Consider the following 21010-nt stretch of genomic DNA (forward strand, 5'->3'; position numbering starts at 1 on the left):
AGGCTCACTTTCCGCCCTCTGAGTTCTTCCTCGAAGACCGCCACCTGGCGCAGGAACAACCGTGATGCCCCGTTGGACGGGTTCCAAAGGGTTTCATCGCCCATGTTGTAGTACTGGCTCACCCGGCACCTCCCAGCTTGTTCGACCGGCTAGCCTAGCCCGATGCCCTCCAGGGCACGGAGGGATTACGCCGTGATCAGGCGGCGATAGCAGATGAGCACGGAGCTGATGCCGGCGGAGGCCAGGAAGTGTGGCATCCGGGTGAGCGGGGAGTTTCATGATCCATGTTGGTGGACAGCTACTTTCCGGCTCTTCTGACGTTCCTGTGGGTGTGATCATGCGGGCCGGCGGCGGGGCAGGGTGGACCGACTGTCGCCGGGTAAGAGCAGCAAGCGGAACGGTGGCCATGCCGCCCTCGGCGAGCCCGTCGACGTCGGAGACCTGACAGCCGTCCGGCCGGACTCGGGGCTCTCTGTTCGGACCCGCCCACCCGCTGGGGCGGCGGCCGGGGGAGTAGGGTTCGGCGGATGATGACCATGCGGTGGACCCTGCTGGCGACGGTTGTGACGATCACGTCTGTTGTGGTGCTGAATGTCGGGTTCGACCTGGACTCACACGTCGCGGCATACATCTCGACCGGCATAGCGATGGCGCTGATCGTCGGTCGGCGGGTGGTCGTGACGAGGCGGGAGATTCGGGAACGGGCCGCGCAGTTCGAGCGGCCGGGTTCCGTCGAGTGGGACGAGTGACGAAGGTCAGGCCGCGGTCGTGAGATGTTCAGCGAGCCGGCCGGCGCCCAGGACCGGCACTGCGTTCCCGACCTCCCGGCCCTGCGCGGTCTCCGAGCCGTACAGGACATGGTCGTCGCGGTGCCCACCGAAACAGGAGCCGGCCACGTGACATCGGAAGTGGTCAACTGAGTTCGCAGCGGGTCTCCTTGGGCGAGCCGGGTCTCGACAACCACGTCTCTACCGAGAGGCCCGAAAATCCTGTTCCGGTATGACCTTTCGCCACCTGTCCGAGCGTGCGTTTCGATGTAGTTCCAGCCAGCGCGGTCTGACTGCGGGCTGGGGCAGATTAGCGAGCCGTCATCCGAGGAGGCGGCGCAATTCGACCAGCGTGAGCCATGTTTGCGGATCGATTCCGATGTAGGCCGCACGAACGGCGTAGAGCCCGGGCTCCAGGTCGACCCGTACGTGGTCTTGCTGGCGACACTCTTCGCCCGTCCAGGCCGAGTCGAATAGAACGATTGGCCCCGGCACCTGCCAGGTCAGCTCCGGCTCCCATGAAGCGGCACGCATCGCCGCATCCACGCGGCCCAGCATGGCCTCCTCGGACTCCGCCGCCGACCAACGCACGGAGACTCCTTTCGCCGGAAGGTAGGCCGTCGAGGCGGGTTCGTCTCCCAGGACCAGGCCATCGGCAGAGCCGATCTGGACCAGGCCGATGTGGCCCTCAACGGCACAGGCCCGGTCGTAGTCGTCAACGGCATCGTCGTTCCCAGTCGATCCCGACCATGCCTCCAGCACGACCTCGGGAACCACGATTAGCGGCCCTCCCAGGGACTCCACCCATGTGACCGCTCCAGGCTCGTACGTGACCATGCGCGCAAACTACACACCAGGGCTGACGACCGGCTGCTGAGCTTGACGTCGGCTGCGGTGACAGATTGGAAACCGGTGCGTTCCGCCGCTCAATGGGGCGTGCTGGTGGGTCAGTTCGCGTCGGGGTTCGGTATGACTATTCGTGGGCGACCTGAAAGGCTGTTAGAACAGGGCTGAATTCCGGTTTCCCTAGTTGTCAGCGTCACTGCGGCGGCCGTCGGGCCGAGACCGTATGAGCCAGCCCACTACCCGCCCCCTCGCCCCCGCCACCGTCCGGTCCCTCTTCGCCCGCCCCGACGCGGGCCCGCAGAGCGGCGAGCCGCGCCGGGCCCGCCGGACCAACCCGCCTGGCGTCCCGCTGTCGGTCTGGCTGGGGGAGCCGCTCTCGGGGTGTTGCCCCGCCTGCGAGCCGCCAGCCGACGCGGCCTGCGCTCACCGCATCCCCGTGACGCTCGCACACCGGATCGTCGACGCCTTCTCCAGTCGCGGCGACCTTGTCTTCGTTCCGGAGGCCGGGAACGCTAGCTGCCTGATCGCCGCGGTCAAGTCCGGCCGCAAGGTGCTCGCGTACGCGCCCAGCAACCACGGTGCCGACCTCGCCTACGAGAACCTGCACACCCACGCGGCCCAGATTGCCTCGCTCGCGGTGCTGCGCCGGGGGCGCCCCGGCGCATTGCCGGCCGCCCCTGACGCGATCGCCTCCGCCCAGGTGGCGATCGTCGCCCCGCACAACGCGACCACGCCGGGGCAGCTCGCCGCGCTCGTCAGCGTCAGCGCACGGGCGTTGACGCCGGGTGGCGTCCTGGTCGTCACCACTCGGCAGAGCAGCGGTCAGGAGGCCGCCGGTCAGCTGGTCGCCCAGGCCCGCGCCGCGGGACTCGTCTACCTCCAGCACATCGTGGTTGCCGAAGGAGTCGTGAAGGAGCAGCAGCTCCCCACCGCCGCGAGCCACCGGTCCGGCTGCGCCTGCCACTTCCCGCAGGTCAACCCGGGCCGCCACCTCCTGGCGCACCACGACCTCCTGGTCTTCACCAAGCCCTGAACCCTCCGGACCGCCACCCCCAACCGGAGCACTACACAAGGAGCCGACGTTGACCACTTCGCACACCTCGCACCCCCGCACCTGCGCCGGACCCTCCGTCCCGCCGCCGCGCACCCCCGGTGTCACCGCCCCCGTGACGCTTGCCTCGCTGCCGACGTCCGTCTGGGTCACCGCCCAGAAGGACGCCCGCAACCAGCGCCGTGGCCGCTACACCCCCGTCTCCGCCGCCCACCCCGCCAAGATGCTCCCCGCGATCGCCGCCCACGCGGTGGCCGCCTACACCGCCCCGGGCCAGCTCGTGCTCGACCCGATGTGCGGCATCGGCACCACCCTGGTCGAGGCCGTCCACCTCAGCCGCGACGCCATCGGCGTCGAACTGGAGGGCCGCTGGGCGGCCGTGGCCCGCGCCAACCTCAACCTCGCCGGCACCCAGGGCGCCACCGGCACCGCCGGCGTGACGACCGGCGACGCTCGCCACGCCCATACGCTCGTCGACCCCGAGCATCGCGGACAGGTGCAGCTCCTCCTCACCTCCCCGCCCTACGGCGCCTCCGTCCACGGCCAGGTCCGCGCCACCCGCGAGACCGGCCAGCAGGGGATCGGCAAGTTCGACACCACCTACGGCAACAACCCCGCCAACCTCGCGCACGCCCCCACCGACGACCTCCTCGACGCCTTCTCCAAGATCCTGGCCAGCTGCCTGCCGCTCCTCGCCCCCGGAGCCCACGTCGCCGTCACTGCCCGCCCCTGGCGACACCATGGCGAACTCGTCGACCTGCCCGCTGCTGTCATCGCCGCCGGCCAGTCGGTCGGCCTCACTCCGGTCGAGCGGTGCGTGGCCCTGCTCGCCGGAGTCCGCGACGGCGAACTCGTGGCCCGTCCCTCCTTCTTCCAGCTCAAGAACGTCCGCGCCGCCCGCGAGGCCGGTGTGCCCATGCACCTGATCGTCCACGAGGACGTACTCGTGTTTCGCCGCCCCTGACCCAGACCGCGGCGGGAAGTCAGCTTGATCTGACCGTCGGCAGCAAGGCGGCGTGGCGATGTGCTCCTGCGGGGCCGACCCGACCCCGCAGGAGCTTTGCTCTCAACAGTGGAACCAGGCGGCATCGTTGCAGGTCAGCGCCATCAAAGGGGGATTGATCACCATCGCATCCGACAGCCCCGCACGGCGGCTTGACGAACGGTCGGCAACCAAGCGTCCATCGACGCATAACGGATCGAACCAGGACATCGCGGCGAAGCGCGGCAGAAAGGGAAAGCAGGCGAGCGGGCCGGAACTCATCGTGCCGCTCCGCGCGACCGAGCACTACATCGTCCTGTACGGCGACGACGCAGACTCTCTGTACGAGCGTCAGCTGCAGGCGATCACGCATTTGGTCGCCTGGCTGGCCACAACCCCCGTGCGTGAGCCGTGAACCTGGGATCGAGCCGGTCGCGAACCGTTGGCACACAGTAGGGAAGAGCAATGACCGACGCTCAGGTCGTGGACGGCCCCTGGGGTCCGCCTCAGCTACACCGGCCCTGGTCGCCTCAGCAACCGCCGGCCGCCACCGAGGTTCCGGTGGCGGTCCCGGTCGCTTGGCTGGGGCGCACCTCGGACGAGGACGCGCAGGACCCCACGCTGTCCCTCCCACGCCAGCTCCGGAACGCGCGAGCCGCGCTCCCGCCGGGCTGGGTGATCGTGGCCCACTTCTACGACGTGGAGTCCGGTCGCAAGGACCTCGCCGACCGAGGCAGAGGGAAGGCGCACGAGCGGTTCGACATCCAGATCCCCCGCGATGGCGGCATCGCGGACCTCCTGGAGGAGGCGGCCAGCCCCGGGCGCCGGTTCGCGGCGGTGATCTGCGAGTCGATCGAGCGGGTGGCCCGGCGCACCTACTTCGGCACGAAGATCGAGTACGAGCTGGAGCGCAACGGCGTCGCCCTGTGCGCTGCGGACGAACCGATCAGCACGGACGGCCGGGCCAAGCGCGCAACCCCGACGCTCACCCGGCGCGTCAAGCAGGCGGTGTCCGAGTGGTACGTCCTGCAGATGCTGGAGCTGTCCTGGGACGGCTTCTGCGAGCACACCCGCCAGGGCTGGAACATCGGCAAGCCCCCGTACGGGTACCTCGCGGACAAGGTCCCGCACCCGGTGCCTGCACGGCGGGCCGAGGGCCGAACCAAGCACCGCCTGATCCCCGACCCGGTAAGGGGAGCGGTGGTTACGGAGATCTTCCGACTGCGTGTCCTCAGTCGGCTGAGCTACTCGGCGATCGCCGCACGGCTCGACGCGGACCGGGTCGCCTACCCGCCACCGGAGGCCAACCGACCAGACGCCACGGTCGGACGGTGGACCCCCTCGTCCGTGCGCGGAATCCTGGAGAACCCGAAGTACACCGGATACCAGGTCTGGAACCGCCGGGCCCGCAAGAAGGGCGGCAAGAACAACCCGCCCAGCGAATGGATCTGGTCCCCGCAGCCGACCCACGAACCGCTGGTCACCCGGGAGATGTTCGACGCTGCCGTCCCCATCCCCGGCACCCGGCAGGGGTCACGCAGTGGCGCCGAGCAGAATTCGCATCCGGCCACCGGGCGGAGCTACCTGCTGCGCTCCTACGTGTGGTGCGGCTTCTGCGGGCGGCGGATGTTCGGAAAGTTCAGCAAGGGCTCGGAGTACTACGTCTGCCAGCCCAAGAAGCAGGTCCACCTGAAGGAACCCTGGTACGAGGCGCACCCGAAGGCGGTCTGGGTGAGCGGCACGGCGCTGACCGACCTGGTCCACACGTTCTTCGCTGAGCGGATCTTCGGGCCGGACCGACAGCAGATGCTCGCCGAGGACCTGATGGCACGCCAAGCCACGCCGGCCACGGAGCACGACAGGAAGCGAGCCGCGCTGGAGAAGGTGATCGCGGACAACGAGAAGCGCCAGCGCAGCCTCGTCCGGCAGCTAGCGGACCCCGACGATGACGACGACCCGGAACTGTCAGCACGGTTCCGCAAGGAGATCAAGGCGAGCTTCAAGGAGCTCGAACAAGCCACCCAGCTGCTGCGCCAAGAGCTGAAGGACCTTCAGGCGGAGTCGGACGGCGACGACGGTCCCCAGGATGCGGGCTTGATCGACGCCATCCCACAACTCCGCACCCGCCTGGCCGGTGTGCCGGAGGAGCTCCAGCGTGAGTTGTACGACGCCTTCTAGCTGGAGCTGCGCTTCAACCGGGAGCGGCGCGAGGTGGAGATCCAGGTCACGATTGCCCAGGCGGCCGCCAGCGCGCTCCTGGAGCTGGCGGACCGCGTCGGCCGCTCGGGGCCGATGGCCGGGACGGGCCTGCCGGCGGTCGACCTCAGTGATCATGACCGCTGTGAACATGGTTGGTCGAACGACCAGCCATGTTCTGCGTGCCCCCGGCAGGACTCGAACCTGCGGCCAAGTGCTTAGAAGGCACCTGCTCTATCCGCTGAGCTACGGGGGCGGGCGGGCGTGCGGCCGTCGGGGGTCCGGGGCGTAGTCCCTGGGCGGGGGTGGGGGTGCGGCCCTTGGTCCTGCCGGGGACAGGATAAGGGGGTGCCGCTGCCTAGCTCGGCTTTCCACCGGAGGTGCTGGTGTGTCGGCCGTGCGATAGCGGTCTGATAATCGCAGGTGGACTCGCGGAGTGCAGCGTTGGGAGCACTGTTGCCGCCGGACGTTGTGCAGTCGTTACGGCGATGTCGCCCCACCCGTTATGCACTTGCGGCGCTGGTAGCGGGGTGTGCGGGGAGCGTGACCGTTGAGTACCGGCGGCGGGGCGGGATATCGGTTCCTCCGGTCGGATGACTCGGGCAGAAGTCCTTGCGGCCACTCGTTCAGGGGTGGGTGGCGACCCCCTGGCGGGGTTTTGTCATGCACGCAGTTGGTTCGACTCAATGTGAAAAGCATATCGTTAAGTTCGGCGGAATTATCCACAGGTGGCCACTTATCCACAGGAATTCTCAAGGCCGTGGATTGCTGGATTCCCGTCCGGCACCATCGTTGTCGACCGGTCGATTCCCCACTCAAGAGGACCACGAGAAATGTGAGGCCCATGGTGAACGAGACGATGGTGACGATGATCGGAAACGTTGCCTCCCCGGTGAACTACGCGCAGACGTCGTCCGGGGTGCCGACGGCGAACTTCCGGTTGGCCACGACCGAGCGCCGGTACGACAGGGCGCGCGGCGAGTGGGTCGACGGCGACACCAACTGGGTCACGGTGATCGCCTGGCGGCGGCTGGCGACCAATGTGGTGAGTTCGCTCAGCAAGGGCGAGCCGGTGGTGGTGAGCGGTCGGCTGCGGGTGCGGGAGTGGGAAGACGAGGGCAAGCGCCGCACTGCGGTAGAGGTGGATGCCCGGGTGGTGGGCCATGATCTCGGGCGGGGTACTTCGGCGTTCCGCTGGGCGGTGCACGCGCGCGGCGAGGGCGAGCCGCAGGCGGCCGGCCTGGCGTCGGCGGGGGAGGCGGTGCCGGACTGGATCGCTCGGGCGGTGCGCGAGTACCGGCGTTCGAAGGGCGGTGGAGAGGCTCAGGGGGCGCTCGCCGCAGGTGAGTTGGGTGATGGCTCGGAGTCCGAGGCGGCCGGGCCGGTGCTGTTGCCCCCGGGGGCGGTTGGGGTGACGGTCGGTGCTGGGCGGATGGCCGGCTCCTCGTCCGTGGCGGCCTCCGGAGCGCCGGGTGAGCCCGTGGAGGGCGCGGCGGCCCCCAAGCGGCGTGCTCCCGCTGCCCGGGGTGCGCGCTCGCCCGCCGACTCCACCGCTGGCCCCGTGGCCGGGCCGAGCGAGTCCTCGGTGGAGGGCGGGGTCGGGGTCGAGCGCAGGCCGGTGGAGCCCTTCCCGGAGGAGGTGGTGGGCGCGGTGCTCACCGGCTGAACGCCCGAGGTCGGTTCGCACGTGGTGTGAGAGGGTGGCGGCCGCAACCCGGTGTGGCCGCTACCACTCACCGTGGTGAGCGTTGGTTGAGCAAAAGTTGAGCATTTGACGGTCCTTCCGCTTCTCTGTCGTGCGGGTTCACGTAGGCAAGTCGATAAAGTGACCGAGTGACCGTAATCTGTCGCCCCGTCAGATCTGCGGGGAAGCCTGCTCCTTGATAACAATTCTGATACGGAACCGGTTAATTTCGACCCGATGGTTTGCCTCGGGGTGGTTCTCAATATGATGCATCAGGTTCACACACGTGCGTCAGCGCCACAGGGAGCGCGGCATTGCGCGGCGGGCTGCGCAGCGCGCGGCTCCGCCCGGAGGGGTTCACTACATGTTCCAGATGCAACGGCGGGGTACGTCCCGGATAGCCACTGTCATGCTCGCGTCGAGCCTGATCGTGGCCGGCGGTGTCGCGGCGGCGGGTGTCGCGGTGGCCGACAGCGGGACGGGTGTGACCGCCAAGTTCGGCGGGTTGGTTCAGGACAAGTCGGGCAACATCAAGATCAACAACAGCGACCACGAGTTCGCTGCCGGCGGTCTGATCGCGCTCAACACGAGCGACGGCAAGACCCTGCTCACCTACTGCATCGACCTCAAGCACGAAACCCGCGACGACGCGACGTACCAGGAGACCGGCTGGGCCTCCAGCTCGCTGGCCAGCAACCCGGACGCCGGCAAGATCAACTGGATCCTGCAGCACTCCTACCCGCAGGTCAGCGACCTGAGCGTGCTGGCCAAGGAGGCCGGGGTCGCCAAGCTCGACACGGCGCAGGCCGGTGCCGCCACCCAGGCCGCGATCTGGCACTTCTCGGACCACGTGGCCGCGGTCCCGGAGGACAAGGACGCTGCCAGCCTGACCACCTACCTCGAGAAGAACGCTGCCGACGTCCCGGAGCCGACCGCCTCGCTCACGCTCTCCCCGGACACGGTGTCCGGCAAGAGCGGCGCGCTGCTCGGCCCGATCACCGTCACCTCGAGCAGCGACTCGGTCACCGCCTCCCTCGACGCCGCCTCCAGCGCGGCCGGCGTGGTGCTGACCGACAAGGCCGGCAACGTCCTCTCGGACAAGAGCGGCAGCCTGACCAAGCCCGCCAAGAACGGTGACGCCCTCTACGTGAAGGCTCCGGCCGGCGCCAACCCGGGCTCCGCCACAGTCGCGGCCTCCGCCTCGCTGCAGGCCCTGGCGGGCCGCGCGTTCACCGCGGAGAAGAGCCAGACCCTGATCCTGGCCGGCAACGTCCCGGTCACCGCCTCCGCGAAGGCCAAGGCCAGCTGGGTGCCGAACGGCCCGGCCCCGGCGATCACCGCCAAGGTGGTCTGCGAGCAGAACTCCGTGGTGGTCACCGTCGCCAACACCGGCGACCAGGACTTCACCACCACCGTCACCCAGGGCAGCTTCAGCAAGCCGGTCACGGTGAAGCCGGGCGCCACCCAGACCGTGGCGGTCCCGGAGACCGAGGGTGCGCAGTACACCATCTCGGTCCCCGGCCTGGCCGGTAAGACCTCCACCTTCACCGGCACCTTCAACTGCCACGTGGCCAGCTCCGGTGGCAGCACCGGTGGCACCACCCCGAGCAGCTCGCCCAGCCCGAGCAAGTCGGCCACCCCGGCCCCCTCGACCACCGGCGGCAGCCTGGCCTCCACCGGTGGCGGCAGCGGCACCGGCCTGATCGCCGGCATCGCGGGCGCGCTCGTCGTCGCCGGTGGCGCGGGTGTCTACCTGATGCGCCGTCGCGGTCGGCACAGCCGCACCGCCGCCTGACGCACAACGGGTAGCAAGCGCAGGAAGCAGTAAGAAGTAGCAAGAAGTAGTAAGCAGTACGCGATACCAGTAGGAACAGCAGCAGTACCGGTGGCCTGGTCCCGATTGGGGTCGGGCCACCGGCCGTTGGTAGCACCACTGCGGACCCACCGCCCCGTCGCCATCCGCCCCATCGCCCCCGCCTGGCCGCCCAGTGCGCGGAGGTTGCTCGGCCGCCAACCGGAGCAAGCCCCGGGCCCGCCCGCCCCCGCGTGCCCCCGTCGAGCCCCGGCCCTGCCCCCACCAAGCCCCCGCCCCGCCCCCCGCGCGGCCACGCGGGTTCGGGCCGACCGCGCCGGTGCGGCACAATGGAACGCTGATACGCGGTAAACCCAAACTCCTCGACGACGCCGGAGCGATCTCACGTGGCGGAATTCATTTACACCATGCGCAAGGTGCGCAAGGCACACGGCGACAAGGTCATCCTTGACGACGTGACGCTGTCCTTCCTCCCCGGGGCGAAGATCGGTGTCGTCGGTCCCAACGGCGCCGGTAAGTCCACGGTGCTGAAGATGATGGCCGGTCTGGAGCACCCGTCCAACGGTGATGCCTTCCTGAGCCCGGGCTTCACCGTCGGCATGCTGCTGCAGGAGCCGCCACTGGACGAGTCCAAGACGGTCCTGGAGAACGTGCAGGACGGCGTCAAGGAGACCAAGGCGCAGCTCGACCGGTTCAACGAGATCGCCGAGCTGATGGCGACCGACTACTCGGACGCGCTGCTGGAGGAGATGGGTCAGCTCCAGGAGAAGCTGGACCACTCCAACGCCTGGGACCTGGACGCCCAGCTCGAGCAGGCCATGGATGCGCTGGGCTGCCCGCCCGGCGACTGGCCGGTCACCAGCCTCTCCGGTGGTGAGCGCCGCCGGGTCGCGCTCTGCAAGCTGCTGCTCGAGGCCCCCGACCTGCTGCTGCTCGACGAGCCCACCAACCACCTCGACGCCGAGTCGGTGAACTGGCTGGAGCAGCACCTGGCCAAGTACGCCGGCACCGTTGTCGCGGTCACTCACGACCGGTACTTCCTGGACCACGTCGCCGAGTGGATCCTGGAGCTCGACCGCGGTCGCGCCTACCCGTACGAGGGCAACTACTCCACCTACCTGGAGACCAAGCAGGCCCGTCTCAAGGTCGAGGGCCAGAAGGACGCCAAGCGCGCCAAGCGGCTCAAGGAAGAGCTTGAGTGGGTCCGCTCCAACGCCAAGGGCCGCCAGGCCAAGTCCAAGGCCCGCCTCGCCCGGTACGAGGAGATGGCGGCCGAGGCCGACAAGATGCGCAAGCTGGACTTCGAGGAGATCCAGATCCCGCCGGGCCCGCGCCTGGGCAGCATCGTGATCGAGGTCGACAAGCTCAACAAGGCCTTCGGCGAGAAGGTCCTCATCGACGACCTCTCCTTCACCCTCCCGCGCAACGGCATCGTCGGCGTGATCGGCCCCAACGGTGCCGGCAAGACCACGCTCTTCAAGATGCTGCAGGGTCTGGAGACCCCGGACGCGGGCAGCGTGAAGGTCGGCGAGACCGTCAAGATCAGCTACGTCGACCAGAGCCGTGCCAACATCGACCCGAAGAAGACCCTGTGGGAGGTCGTCTCCGACGGTCTCGACTGGATCAACGTCGGCCAGGTCGAGATGCCGTCCCGCGCCTACGTCTCGGCCTTCGGCTTCAAGGGTCCGGACCAGCAGAAGCCGGCCGGCGTGCTCTCCGGTGGTGAGCGCAACCGGCTGAACCTGGCGCTCACCCTCAAGCAGGGCGGCAACCTGCTGCTCCTCGACGAGCCCACCAACGACCTCGACGTCGAGACCCTCTCCTCGCTGGAGAACGCGCTGCTGGAGTTCCCCGGCTGCGCCGTGGTCATCTCGCACGACCGCTGGTTCCTGGACCGGGTGGCCACCCACATCCTCGCCTACGAGGGTGACAGCAAGTGGTTCTGGTTCGAGGGCAACTTCGAGTCCTACGAGAAGAACAAGATCGAGCGGCTGGGCGCCGACGCGGCCCGTCCGCACCGCGCGACGTACAAGAAGCTGACCCGCGGCTGATCGTCCGCCAGCCGGCGGGCGCTAGGCAGTTGTTGGCAGCCGATCCCGCAAGCGATCGGCTGCCGTTGGCCGGCTGACGGATCGATGGGCCCGCGGAGACGGGGGAGCGGCCCGGCCGGGAGCCTTGAGGGCGCCCGGCCGGGCCGACCGATGAGAGCAAGAGGAGTGAACGGCTCGTGGCACGCCACATCTACGCCTGCCCGCTGCGGTGGTCCGACATGGACGCCTTCGGTCACGTCAACAACGTGGTCTTCCTGCGCTACCTGGAGGAGGCCCGGATCGACTTCATGTTCACCCAGGCCGCCGAGGCCGGCGCCGGGGAGTTCGCGGGCGGTTCGGTGGTGGCCCGGCACGAGATCGACTACAAGCTCCCGCTGGTGCACCGGCCCGCGCCGGTGACCATCGAGACCTGGGTGACCAAGATCGGCGGCGCTTCGGTGACCGTCTCCTACGAGGTCAAGGACACTGCCGAGGACGGCACCGAGAAGGTGTACGTGCGCGCCTCTAGCGTGGTTGTCCCCTACGACCTGCAGGCGGCCCGCCCGCGCCGGATCTCCCCGGTGGAGCGCGCCTTCCTCAGCCGCTTCCTGGAGGGTGCCCCAGGCACCAACGGGGCTGCTAAGGCTCCCCAGGGCGTCAGCGCCGCCGCCGAGGCTGCCAAGGCCGCCAACGCCGCCGAGGCCGCCAAGGTCGCCGCGTGATCAGTACTGCCCGGCTCGGCCTGCAGGACCCGCGCGAGGCGGCCGACCTGGCCGCCTTCCTGACCCGTCTGCTCCGCTTCGACCGCGCCGCAGCAGTGCGGTTGCAGGTGGTCGGCGCGCCCGGCGCCCAGGTGCTTGCGGTCTACGGCAGGCTGCCGCTGGGCAGCACGGGGGTGCTGGCGCTGCGGACGGCCCGGCTGGCGGCCACCCCGGACACCGCGGCGGACAGCGCGCCGGGCACCGGTGCCGTAGCCAGCGCCGTAGTCGGCGCCGTGGACGCGACCGTGTCGGCGGGCCAGCTGTTGGAGGGTCTGGACGAGGAGCAGGGAGCGGTGGCGCTGCCGGCCCCGGTGACCGGTCCGTCCTGGGCCGGCCTGCTGCCGCCCCGGGTCGGCTGGCAGCCGCTCGGGAACGCGTCGGTGGATCAGGTGATGCCCCAGTTGCTCGCCTCGATCGAGGAGTTCAAGGAGCGCAGCGCCGCGGTGCCGGAGCAGCACCGCACCCGCGCGGTGCTTGACCCGATCGCGGACGAGATCTGGGCGCGCCCGCTGGCCGCGCTGCCCGAGCTGCCGCTGCGCGCGGTGCACGCGGCGTACCGGATCGGCTTCCTGCACCCGGGCGCCCAGCTCACCGCCCACCGCACCGCCGCCTGGCTGCGCCTGAGCGCGCCGCACGGCACGGTGGTGCTGCGCACCGCCGCACCGGGCGCGGGGTTGGGCCTCAGCCCGCTGCTCTGAGGCGCTCGGCGGACGGGCCCGCTACCCCGGACCCGCCCCCGCCGCCCCAGTCCGTTCGCCCGTTGGCCGCCCCCGCCCGCTACCGGTCCGGGTGGTCGTCCGGCCAGACCGAGATGTGGTCCGCCGCCAGGTCCACCGCGACCCGGTGCTCCATGCCCAGCGCGGCCAGGAACTCGCGCGGCAGCTGGACCCGCCCGGTGCGGTCCAGCATCACGTACTCGCGTTCGCTCACCGACTCCGTCCCGTCCTCCCCGGTGAGGGTGGACCGCAGCACCTCGGAGCTGGTGCGCCCGTCCCGGATCGCCACGGTGCGGCGCACCTCGCCGGCCACCATCGGGTCGTGGGTCACGATCACCACGGTCGCCCCCAGCTCGCGGTTGACGGTGCGGAACGCGTCGAAGATCGAGGCCGCTGTCTCCGAGTCCAGCTCGCCGGTCGGCTCGTCGGCCAGTACCACCGAGGGGTTGTTGGCCATCGCCACCGCGATCGCCACCCGCTGCTGCTCGCCGCCGGAGAGCTGGGCCGGTCGCCGGTCGGCCAGGTGCGGGATGCCGATCGCCTCCAGCAGTTCGGCGGCCCGGGCCGCCCGGCGCTTGTTCAGCCCGGGCGCTCGGCGCTCCCCGTTCAACTGCATCGGCAGCGCCACGTTCTGGGCTGCCGTCAGGAAGGGCATCAGGTTGCGCGCCGTCTGCTGCCAGACGAAGCCGACCACCTCGCGCCGGTAGCGCAGCCGCTCCTTGGCGTTCATCGTGAGCAGGTCGCAGCCGGCCACGGTGGCCGAACCCGCGGTCGGTACGTCCAGCCCGGCCAGGATGTTGAGCAGGGTGGACTTGCCGCTGCCGGAGGCGCCGACCAGGGCCACCAGGTCGCCCTTGCGGACCAGCAGGTCCAGCCCCTGCAGCGCCTGCACTTCGATCCGGTCCGCGGTGAAGATCCGCACCAGCCGGTCGCAGGCGATCACCGAGTCGTGCCCGTACCCGGGCGCCTGCTCGGCGGCCCGCGCCCGCCGCTCCAGCGACCCGTAGAAGCCGGCCCGCTCGCTGCCCGCGTCAGCACCGCGCCCGGCACCGCGCTCGGCATCGCGCCCAAAACCCCCCGCGGCACCAGCGACCGGCTCTCTGCCGCCCGCCAGAATGTCTGACATATCCGATGTGCTCACCGCTGGTCACCCGCTCTCAACTCGGTATTGATCTGTCGTCGTCCGGCCAGTGCCGTCTCCGCGACGACCACCAGGGCGGCCAGCGCCGCCAGGATCCCGGCCTGCTCGGCCACCGCCCAGGGTGCGATCCGCAGCCCGCCCGGCACCTGGGCGCCGACCATGGCCGACAGGTCCACCGCCGCCCCGAGCAGCGGCGCGCTCAGGCAGGCGACGCCCGCCCCGGCCAGCGCGGCCAGCAGGGCCTGCGGCAGCACCTCGATCAGGATCAGCACCAGCCCCTCCCGCGGCCGCAGGCCCATGGTGCGCAGCCGGGCCAGCAGCGCCGCCCGTTCCGGCGCCGCCCGCAGCAGGGTCAGCAGCAGGGACAGCAGGCTGTATCCGGCCGCCCCGACCACCGCCGCCCAGAACAGCCGGGCCGCCGACTTCTCCAGCGGGTTGTCGCCCAGCCCCTTGGCGAAGTCGTACCGGGTGACGATGTTGTACCGGGCGTCGGGGGAGGTGGCGCCCGGCGCGGTGCCGTCGCCCAGCGCCGCGATGTCGTCGCCCGGCGTGCCCCCGCCGGCCGGCTGGTCCTTCGTCAGCAGGGCCCGCAGCTGGGCGCCGGTGATCTTGTCACCGGTCCCGTACCAGCCGTTCGGCGCATCCAGCAGGCCCTTGGCCTTGGGCAGTTGGCGCAGCACCGCGTCGCGGGAGACCACCACCACGGGCTTGGCCCCGCCGGCCGGCAGCGCGGGCGAGCCCTTGACGGTGCCGACCACCGAGAACTTCAGGGACCCCCAGGCGTCCGGCAGTTGCACACCGTTCACGCCGGCGCCCAATCGCCCGGCGATGTCCTCGGTGACGATGGCCGGCACCGGGTCGCCCGGTCCGCCCGGGCCGTTGCCGGTCCAGCCGTCCAGCAGCGCCGGGTCCAGCTGCCCGTACCCGACGTGCCGGGCCAGCGCGGCGTACCCCTGCGGGTCGACGATCAGCAGCAGCGATCCGCCCAGCAGGGTTCCGTCCGCGGTGGACGGCGAGGCGGAGCTGTCCACCACCATGGTGGTGGCCGCCTGCACCCCGGGCAGCTTGGCGGCGGCCTCGGTGAAGCCGGGCGGCAGCGGCCAGGAGTCGTTGCCCAGCACCCGGGCGTCCGCGCCGACGGCCTGACGGACCGCCAGCTGACGGGCCGTGTCGGTGGAGTTCAGCACGGTCACCCCGAAGCCGGCCGTGGTCACCGCGAGCAGCAGCGCCATCAGCGGCAGCACGGTCGGCGCCGAGCGCTCCCCGCGGCCGGCCCCGGCGGTCGCGCCCCGGGTGGCCCGGGCCAGACCGAGGAAACCGATCGCGCCGGTCCGCCCTGCCGCCACCCGCACCGCCGGCGCCAGCAGCAGCGGGAAGAGCCGGGCCAGCAGCACCGCTCCGGCCACCGCGAGCAGCATCGGCGCAGCGCTGAGCAGCAGGTCCACCGAGCTGCCGGGCGGCGCCACGCCGCGTCGGCGCACCGCCAGTACCGCTGCCGCGGCCACCACCAGCACCGCGATCTCGGCCACCAGCCGGCGCGGATCGCCGAGCACCCCGGCCAGCCGGGAGCGCAGCGCCGAGGGGCGGCGCCGGGCGGCGCCCCGGCGCGGCTCGTGCAGCAGCAGCACCGCGCGCAACGGGAACGGCAGCAGCGCGAGCACCGCCGAGGCGAGCCCGAACTCCACCGCGTACGACCAGCGTTCGGTCGGCAGCAGAACCAGCGCCAGCACGATGCCGAGCAGCGCGGCCGGCAGCACCAGCACCGCGCTCTCCGCCAGCAGCCGCCCGCCGATCCCGCCCAGCGACCCGCCGCGGGCCCGCAGCAGCACCAGTTCGGCCCGCCGCCGGTCCACCGCGAGCCCGGCTGCCAGCAGCAGCACCACCAGGGCCACCGCGCCCGCGCCCAGCGGCCCGATCGCGTGGAGCGGCGCGACGCCCGCCTGGCGGCGCTGGGCCTCGGAGAACAGCGCGGGCAGCATCGAGTTGACCCGCAGGTCCGGGATCGCCGTCCGGCCCGGCAGCTGGGCGGCGATCCTCCCGGACAGGATCGAGGCGAGCAGTTGCTGGGCCTGGTCGAGCTTGGCGGCCCGCAGGTGGTGCGGGTCGACCGGGATCTGCCAGAACAGCTCGGCCGGTGCGAAGCCGGCCAGGCTGCCCATCGCCGCTTCCGGCACCAGCGCGCTGATCTTCCAGTACGGCGAGGCCGGTATCGCGTTGTTGTAGGCCAGGCACGGCCCGGTGACGCACGGGGTGGCCGACCAGAACGGCTCCTGCCGGTCGGTGGGCTCGAACACCCCGCTGACGGTGACCTTGGTCCCGGGTCTCCTGGGCTGGTCGGGCAGTGGGAGCTGAGGTGAGCCGGTGAGCACCGAACCGGGCTTGACGCCCAGCAGGTCGGCGGCCGACTTGGCGAGTGCCACCTGGACCGCCCGTTCGCTGCCCGGCGGGGCCGCGGGGTCCGGCCAGGTGCCGGCCACCAGGGTGAGGTGGTGCTGCTGGTCGGCCAGGCTGACCAGGGTGAGTGCGGGGTCAATGCCGTCCGGCCGGGGCAGGGCCGGGTCGGTCAGGTACTCGGGGCTGATGTTGCGCGCACCGTAGGCGTTCTGGGCCGGGGCGGGAGCCAGCGGGCTGGTCAGCGTCTGCTGGATGGCCAGCGCCGTCCGCTGGGCGGTGTCACTGGTCAGCAGCTGCGGTCTGGTCCCGGGCCCGGTGCTGGCAGAGAGCGAGCGCGCACCGGGGGTGGCGGTGGTCAGCATCGCGGTCAGCGCCGCGTCGGCGTCCCGGTCCAGCACCCGGGGCAGCCCGGTGGCCAGGAAGGAGGTGACCAGGACCAGCACGGCCAGCAGCAGTCCCGCTCCCCGGCTGGTGCGCAGGCGGGTCCGCACCCAGGGTGCGGCCTGCGGAGCACGGTTCTCGGCGCGGCTCACATCTCCTCCGGGTTGCGCAGTCGGGCGATGGTGTCGGCGGCGCGGGCGGGCCGCAGCACCCGCAGCACGGTCAGGGCGACCGGCAGCAGGGCCAGGGCCGGCAGCAGGATCAGCACCTGCCACAGCGGCAGCACGACCAGGGCGGCGGGCACCGGGCGGTGCGCAGCGGGGGTCAGCACGGTCAGCGGCACCACCAGGTGCACCAAGGCGGTCCCCAGCAGGGCTCCCACCCCCAGTCCGAGGGCGATCAGGATGCCCTGCTCGGCAGCGGCGGTGCGGGCCAGCTGTCGGTGCGGGGCGCCCAGGGCGCGCAGCACGGCGAACTCGGCGGCCCGTTCCCCGGCCGCGCCGATCGAGGCCGCGGCGAAGCCGATCGCGGCCAGCACGGCGGCGGCCACGGTCAGCGCCAGCAGTCCGCTCTGCGGTGCGGCGCCCAGCGGGTCCTTGCGGGCCTGGTCGACCAGTGCGGTGTCCAGCTGCACCCGGGACGGGAAGATGCTGGTGCGCAGTGCGGCGGCCAGCCGGCTCGGGGCCGGGTCGCCATGGCCCTGGCTGGGCAGCCACCACTCGTCGGGGGCCGGCGGGTTGTCGCCGTTGGCGGCGATCACCCGGTCGATGGTCGGCAGGTCGGCCAGCAGGGCCGCGCTCGGCCCGCCGTTCGGTCCGCCCACGGTGGGCAGCACCGGCACCGCGTTCTGGATGTGGAAGAGAAGCCGGTTGGTGCCCAGCTGCACCGGCACGTTGTCGCCGATCCTGGCGCCGGTGGCGTGCAGGTAGTCGTCGGTCACCACAGCCGCGATCTCGTCGGGCATCGTGCCGCCACCCTTGACGGTCAGCTTGGCCACGCTCGGCTGGGTGCCCAGGCCGGTGAAGTAGTGCAGCGCGAGCACGTCCTGGCCGGTGACGGGGTCCAGCACGGCGTCCACCGGACCCAGCTTGGCCTCGGGCGAGCCGGGGGAGGTACGCAGGGGCTGCTGGTCGGCCGCCACAGTGGTGGCGTTCCACTGCAGGCCGGCAGGTACGGTGGCCGGCTGGAACGGCGCGTCGGGTGCGTCGGCCGCACCGACCTGGCGGACGGTCAGCTTCTGGTGCAGGTTGCCGGTCATGGTGGCGGAGTAGCTGACCTGGATGCCGGTGAGGGTCAGCGGCGTGGCGGGCCGGCCGGCCGGTGCCGCGAACATCGCGGACAGGTCGGCGCTGACCCGGCGTTCGCCCTGGGCCGGCAGGTTGTTCAGCTCGGTGCTGAAGGTCGTCCCGAACCGGTCGTGCAGGATCAGTACCAGGCTGGGGGCGTTCGCGTCGGGGTTCTGCCCGCCCGGGTCGTAGCCGGGGTAGAAGCCCCCGGTCTGCTCGACCGGCGTGGAGTAGTCGCTCTCCACCTGGACGTCCAGGCTCACCACCAGGGCAGTGCCGGGCAGCAGGATGCCGTCGCTCCCGGAAGCTCCGGAAGCTCCGGAGGTCCTCGCGGCGGCCAGCGGGCCGAACACCTGGGCCGGACTGTGCTGGTCGAGAAGGTCCGGACGCATTGTCAGCTGCCCGGCGGCGGCCTTGGTGTCCACGGCCAGCAGCTGGCCCATCACCCCGCGTGGCAGCGGCACCTCCTGGCGGGAGACCGGCAGCAGGTGCTCGCCGCCGGGCAGCGAGGTGAGCACCGCCCCCTGGCCGAGCGCGGGCAGCCCGACGTTGCTCACCCGCACCCCGCCGACCGAGGCGAATTCGGCCTGGTCGTGCTGCGAGGTGGTGAGCGAGGCGGCCTGACCGAGCGCCAGCATGCCCATCGAGAAGGCCAGCACCAGTAGCAGCACCGGGCCGGCGTTGCGCCGCGGCCGGCGGGCGAACTGCCAGCCGGCCAGCGCTGCGGGCAACCCGCGGCCGCGCGCGGCCCACCGCTCGCCGAGCCTGGCCACCAGCGGCAGCAGTCGCAGCGCCAGCACGGTGCCCGCGCACAGCGCCAGGGTCGGCGCGCTGACCAGCACCGGGTCCAGGCCCAGTTGCCCGCTCGCATCGGCGGACAGCGCCCCGCCGCCGGCCCCGCTGCCGGAGCCGTAGTGGGCCAGCTGCAGATAAGCCAGCACGGCCAGGGCCAGCAGTGCCAGGTCGGCCCCGGAGCGGGCCAGCCCGCCGGCCAGCGCCTGGCGCCGCCCGGCCCGCCGGGCCAGGGCCGCGCCTGCCGCCTGGGCCACGGTGGGCGCCAGCACGACCAGCACCGCGCCGAGCGCGGCCGCCGTCGAGACCACCCAGTCGCCCGGCGCCAGGCCGCCGTCCAGGTGCACCCCGGCCGTGGCCAGCGGTCCGATCCGGTCGAGCAGCGCGAGCAGTACCGGCACCAGCAGCGGGCCGAACAGCGCACCCGGCAGGGCCAGCACCCCCGCCTCCAGCGCGGTGGTGCCGGCCACCCGGTACCAGGCGGCGCCGCGTGCGGTGAGCAGCGCGTTCTCGGTGGACTGGCGCTCGCTCAGCAGCCGGGTCACCAGCACCAGCGCGCCCACCGCCAGCACCGCCAGCTGCAGCGCGCCGATCACCAGGGTGGAGCGGGCCACCAGCAGTTCGTTGTGCAGGTCGGCCAGGACGTCGGGCAGCTTGCTGGCGGCGGAGTAGCCGGAATCGGTCTGGAACTCGCCGAGCAGGCCGGGGGTGCGGGCGCGCAGCTCGTCCAGCTGGCCGGTGGTGACGTGGTCGAAGTCGCCGGTGAGCAGCCAGCTGACGCCCTGCTGGGCGATCGCGCCGGAGCTGAACGCGGTGGCCGGGGCGAGCAGCGGGCCGTAGGTGGTGAAGCCGCTGACCCGCAGGCCGCGCCCGCCGAGCGGGTCCAGCTGCCAGTAGGGGTCGGTCCCGTCCAGCGAGTGGTAGACGCCGGTGACCAGCACGTCGGCGCCGGCGTTGGTGATCCGGTCGACCAGGTGCAGCGCCAGCGGCAGCGTGGTGGGTTTGACGCCCAGTCGGCTGACCGCGATCTCCGGCACCGCGACCTCCACCGGGTGCCCGGCGGCGGCGGGCTGCGGCAGTCGGCCGGCGGTGACGGCGACCTGGGCCGGGTCCAGGGTGGCCAGCGTGGTCAGGTCGGGGGCGACCGGCTTGCCGTCCGGGGTGCGGGCGCCGGTGGCGGGCAGGCCGAACGCGTGGCTACGCACCAGCGAGCGGACCGTGCCGGGCACCGGCCCGTACACGTCGCCGGCCAGTTGGCGCACCCGCTGCTCGGCCTTCGGCACGTCGCCGACCGGCAGGTCGGCGGTGACCGTGACGGTGGCCCGGTCCCGGTCCTGCCCGTGCAGCGCCTGCCGGGCGCCGGCTGCGCCGACCCCCGCGTCGAAGGCGCCGAGCGTGGCCAGTACCGCAGCCGTCAGCAGCACGGTCAGTGCCGCCGCGGCCGCCAGCGCGAGTCGGCTGCGCAGTCGGCGCAGGACGAAGCCGCCCATGACGCGATCCCTCCCCCGTGGTGGGTTCCGCAGACCGGAAAGGGCCCACCGAATACCGGGCGATGCTGTCAGATCGCTGGTACGGAAGGAAGGGTCGTGCATGAAACGTTGCCGGAGCGAAAGCTACCGAGCAGTGAGCATGCCAACGATGCGACCGTCAGCGGGGGAGAGCGGTTGCCGGGTCAGGCCGAGTTGACCATCGAGGCGGCGGCGTAGACCAGGTAGTCCCAGAGCTGCTGGCGGGCCTGCGGCTCGAGGTCGAGCTCGTCCACGGCCACCTTCATGTGCCGCAGCCAGGCGTCGTGCGCGGCCCGGTCCACGGTGAACGGGACGTGCCGCATCCGCAGCCGCGGGTGGCCGCGCTGCTCGCTGTAGGTGCGCGGGCCACCCCAGTACTGCATCAGGAACAGGGTCAGCCGCTCCTCGGCCGGGCCCAGGTCCTCCTCCGGGTACATCGGGCGCAGCAACTCGTCGCCGGCCACCCCTTGGTAGAACCGGTGCACCAGCTTGCGGAAGACGGCCTCGCCGCCCACCGCGTGGAAGAAGGTCTCCCGGTCCGTCCCGTCCTGCCCGCTCTCAGTCACCCGTCCATGGTCGCAGACGGCCCCGCCGGGCCGGTACCGGACTTCGGTCCTACGACCGGGGCCGCCTGGTCAGCGGCCGCTCCGTCACCGGCGGGT

At 71.7% G+C, this 21010-nt stretch carries 16 protein-coding genes and 1 tRNA gene; 10 read left to right on the plus strand and 7 right to left on the minus strand.

From position 1 onward, the window contains the following. On the minus strand, positions 1-122 hold a 122-nt coding region (locus tag C7C46_RS36005), incomplete at its 3' end, for a DUF6086 family protein (protein WP_245985008.1). Between the two features lie 405 nt (positions 123-527). Here C7C46_RS36005 and C7C46_RS27025 point away from each other — a divergent pair. Next, complete coding sequence (locus tag C7C46_RS27025; RefSeq protein WP_110672552.1) at positions 528-749, plus strand: hypothetical protein; 222 nt, start codon at positions 528-530, stop codon at positions 747-749. A 339-nt stretch (positions 750-1088) separates the two neighbouring features. Here C7C46_RS27025 and C7C46_RS27030 read toward each other — a convergent pair whose 3' ends face one another. Beyond that, the gene (locus C7C46_RS27030) at positions 1089-1604 is read right to left on the minus strand and encodes an Imm21 family immunity protein (RefSeq protein ID WP_110672553.1); all 516 of its coding nucleotides are present in this window, start codon (positions 1602-1604) and stop codon (positions 1089-1091) included. 445 nt (positions 1605-2049) lie between these two features. On the opposite strand from C7C46_RS27030, the gene C7C46_RS27035 reads away from it, so the two are divergent. The 4 genes from C7C46_RS27035 to C7C46_RS27045 are packed head-to-tail and all read left to right on the plus strand — an operon-like array spanning position 2050 to position 5824. Then, complete coding sequence (locus tag C7C46_RS27035; protein ID WP_146259218.1) at positions 2050-2646, plus strand: hypothetical protein; 597 nt, start codon at positions 2050-2052, stop codon at positions 2644-2646. Between the two features lie 49 nt (positions 2647-2695). Next, complete coding sequence (locus tag C7C46_RS27040) at positions 2696-3628, plus strand: TRM11 family SAM-dependent methyltransferase (RefSeq protein ID WP_245985000.1); 933 nt, start codon at positions 2696-2698, stop codon at positions 3626-3628. 52 nt (positions 3629-3680) lie between these two features. Continuing rightward, the gene (locus tag C7C46_RS34430) at positions 3681-4061 is read left to right on the plus strand and encodes a hypothetical protein (RefSeq protein WP_181442544.1); all 381 of its coding nucleotides are present in this window, start codon (positions 3681-3683) and stop codon (positions 4059-4061) included. Positions 4062-4111: 50 nt separating this feature from the next. After that, the gene (locus C7C46_RS27045; protein ID WP_245985002.1) at positions 4112-5824 is read left to right on the plus strand and encodes a recombinase family protein; all 1713 of its coding nucleotides are present in this window, start codon (positions 4112-4114) and stop codon (positions 5822-5824) included. A 201-nt stretch (positions 5825-6025) separates the two neighbouring features. On the opposite strand, the gene C7C46_RS27055 is transcribed toward C7C46_RS27045, so the two are convergent. Further along, a tRNA-Arg gene (locus C7C46_RS27055) sits at positions 6026-6098 on the minus strand. Positions 6099-6710: 612 nt separating this feature from the next. Between C7C46_RS27055 and C7C46_RS37440 the strand changes: the two genes are divergently transcribed. The 5 genes from C7C46_RS37440 to C7C46_RS27080 all read left to right on the plus strand — a co-directional run bounded on the left by C7C46_RS37440 (position 6711) and on the right by C7C46_RS27080 (position 12828). Then, positions 6711-7508 (plus strand): single-stranded DNA-binding protein, encoded by a 798-nt coding sequence (locus tag C7C46_RS37440; protein ID WP_281278591.1) that lies wholly within the window; start codon positions 6711-6713, stop codon positions 7506-7508. Between the two features lie 427 nt (positions 7509-7935). Further along, positions 7936-9321 (plus strand): thioester domain-containing protein, encoded by a 1386-nt coding sequence (locus tag C7C46_RS27065; RefSeq protein WP_181442545.1) that lies wholly within the window; start codon positions 7936-7938, stop codon positions 9319-9321. 404 nt (positions 9322-9725) lie between these two features. Beyond that, on the plus strand, positions 9726-11390 hold the full coding sequence (gene ettA / locus C7C46_RS27070; RefSeq protein WP_110672557.1) for an energy-dependent translational throttle protein EttA: 1665 nt from the start codon (positions 9726-9728) through the stop codon (positions 11388-11390). 176 nt (positions 11391-11566) lie between these two features. Then, positions 11567-12091: an acyl-CoA thioesterase gene (locus C7C46_RS27075; RefSeq protein ID WP_110672558.1), complete on the plus strand. Its 525-nt coding sequence runs from the start codon at positions 11567-11569 to the stop codon at positions 12089-12091. Beyond that, entirely contained in the window at positions 12088-12828 is a 741-nt protein-coding gene (locus C7C46_RS27080; protein ID WP_110672559.1) for a DUF8185 domain-containing protein, read from the plus strand. The genes C7C46_RS27075 and C7C46_RS27080 overlap by 4 nt, the downstream gene beginning before the upstream one ends. Before the next feature lie 79 nt (positions 12829-12907). Here the strand turns inward: C7C46_RS27080 and C7C46_RS27085 are convergent, their stop codons facing one another. The 4 genes from C7C46_RS27085 to C7C46_RS27100 all read right to left on the minus strand — a co-directional run bounded on the left by C7C46_RS27085 (position 12908) and on the right by C7C46_RS27100 (position 20914). Continuing rightward, entirely contained in the window at positions 12908-13972 is a 1065-nt protein-coding gene (locus C7C46_RS27085; protein ID WP_110672560.1) for an ABC transporter ATP-binding protein, read from the minus strand. Positions 13973-13983: 11 nt separating this feature from the next. Further along, positions 13984-16914: a hypothetical protein gene (locus tag C7C46_RS27090; protein ID WP_110672561.1), complete on the minus strand. Its 2931-nt coding sequence runs from the start codon at positions 16912-16914 to the stop codon at positions 13984-13986. After that, positions 16911-20330: an FtsX-like permease family protein gene (locus tag C7C46_RS27095; RefSeq protein ID WP_110672562.1), complete on the minus strand. Its 3420-nt coding sequence runs from the start codon at positions 20328-20330 to the stop codon at positions 16911-16913. Before C7C46_RS27095 ends, C7C46_RS27090 begins: the two co-directional genes overlap by 4 nt. Positions 20331-20512: 182 nt before the next feature. Beyond that, the gene (locus C7C46_RS27100; RefSeq protein WP_110672563.1) at positions 20513-20914 is read right to left on the minus strand and encodes a globin; all 402 of its coding nucleotides are present in this window, start codon (positions 20912-20914) and stop codon (positions 20513-20515) included. Positions 20915-21010 lie beyond the last annotated feature (96 nt).

Origin of the sequence: Streptomyces tateyamensis (genome assembly GCF_003205575.1) — a bacterium.
GTDB lineage: Bacteria > Actinomycetota > Actinomycetes > Streptomycetales > Streptomycetaceae > Kitasatospora > Kitasatospora tateyamensis.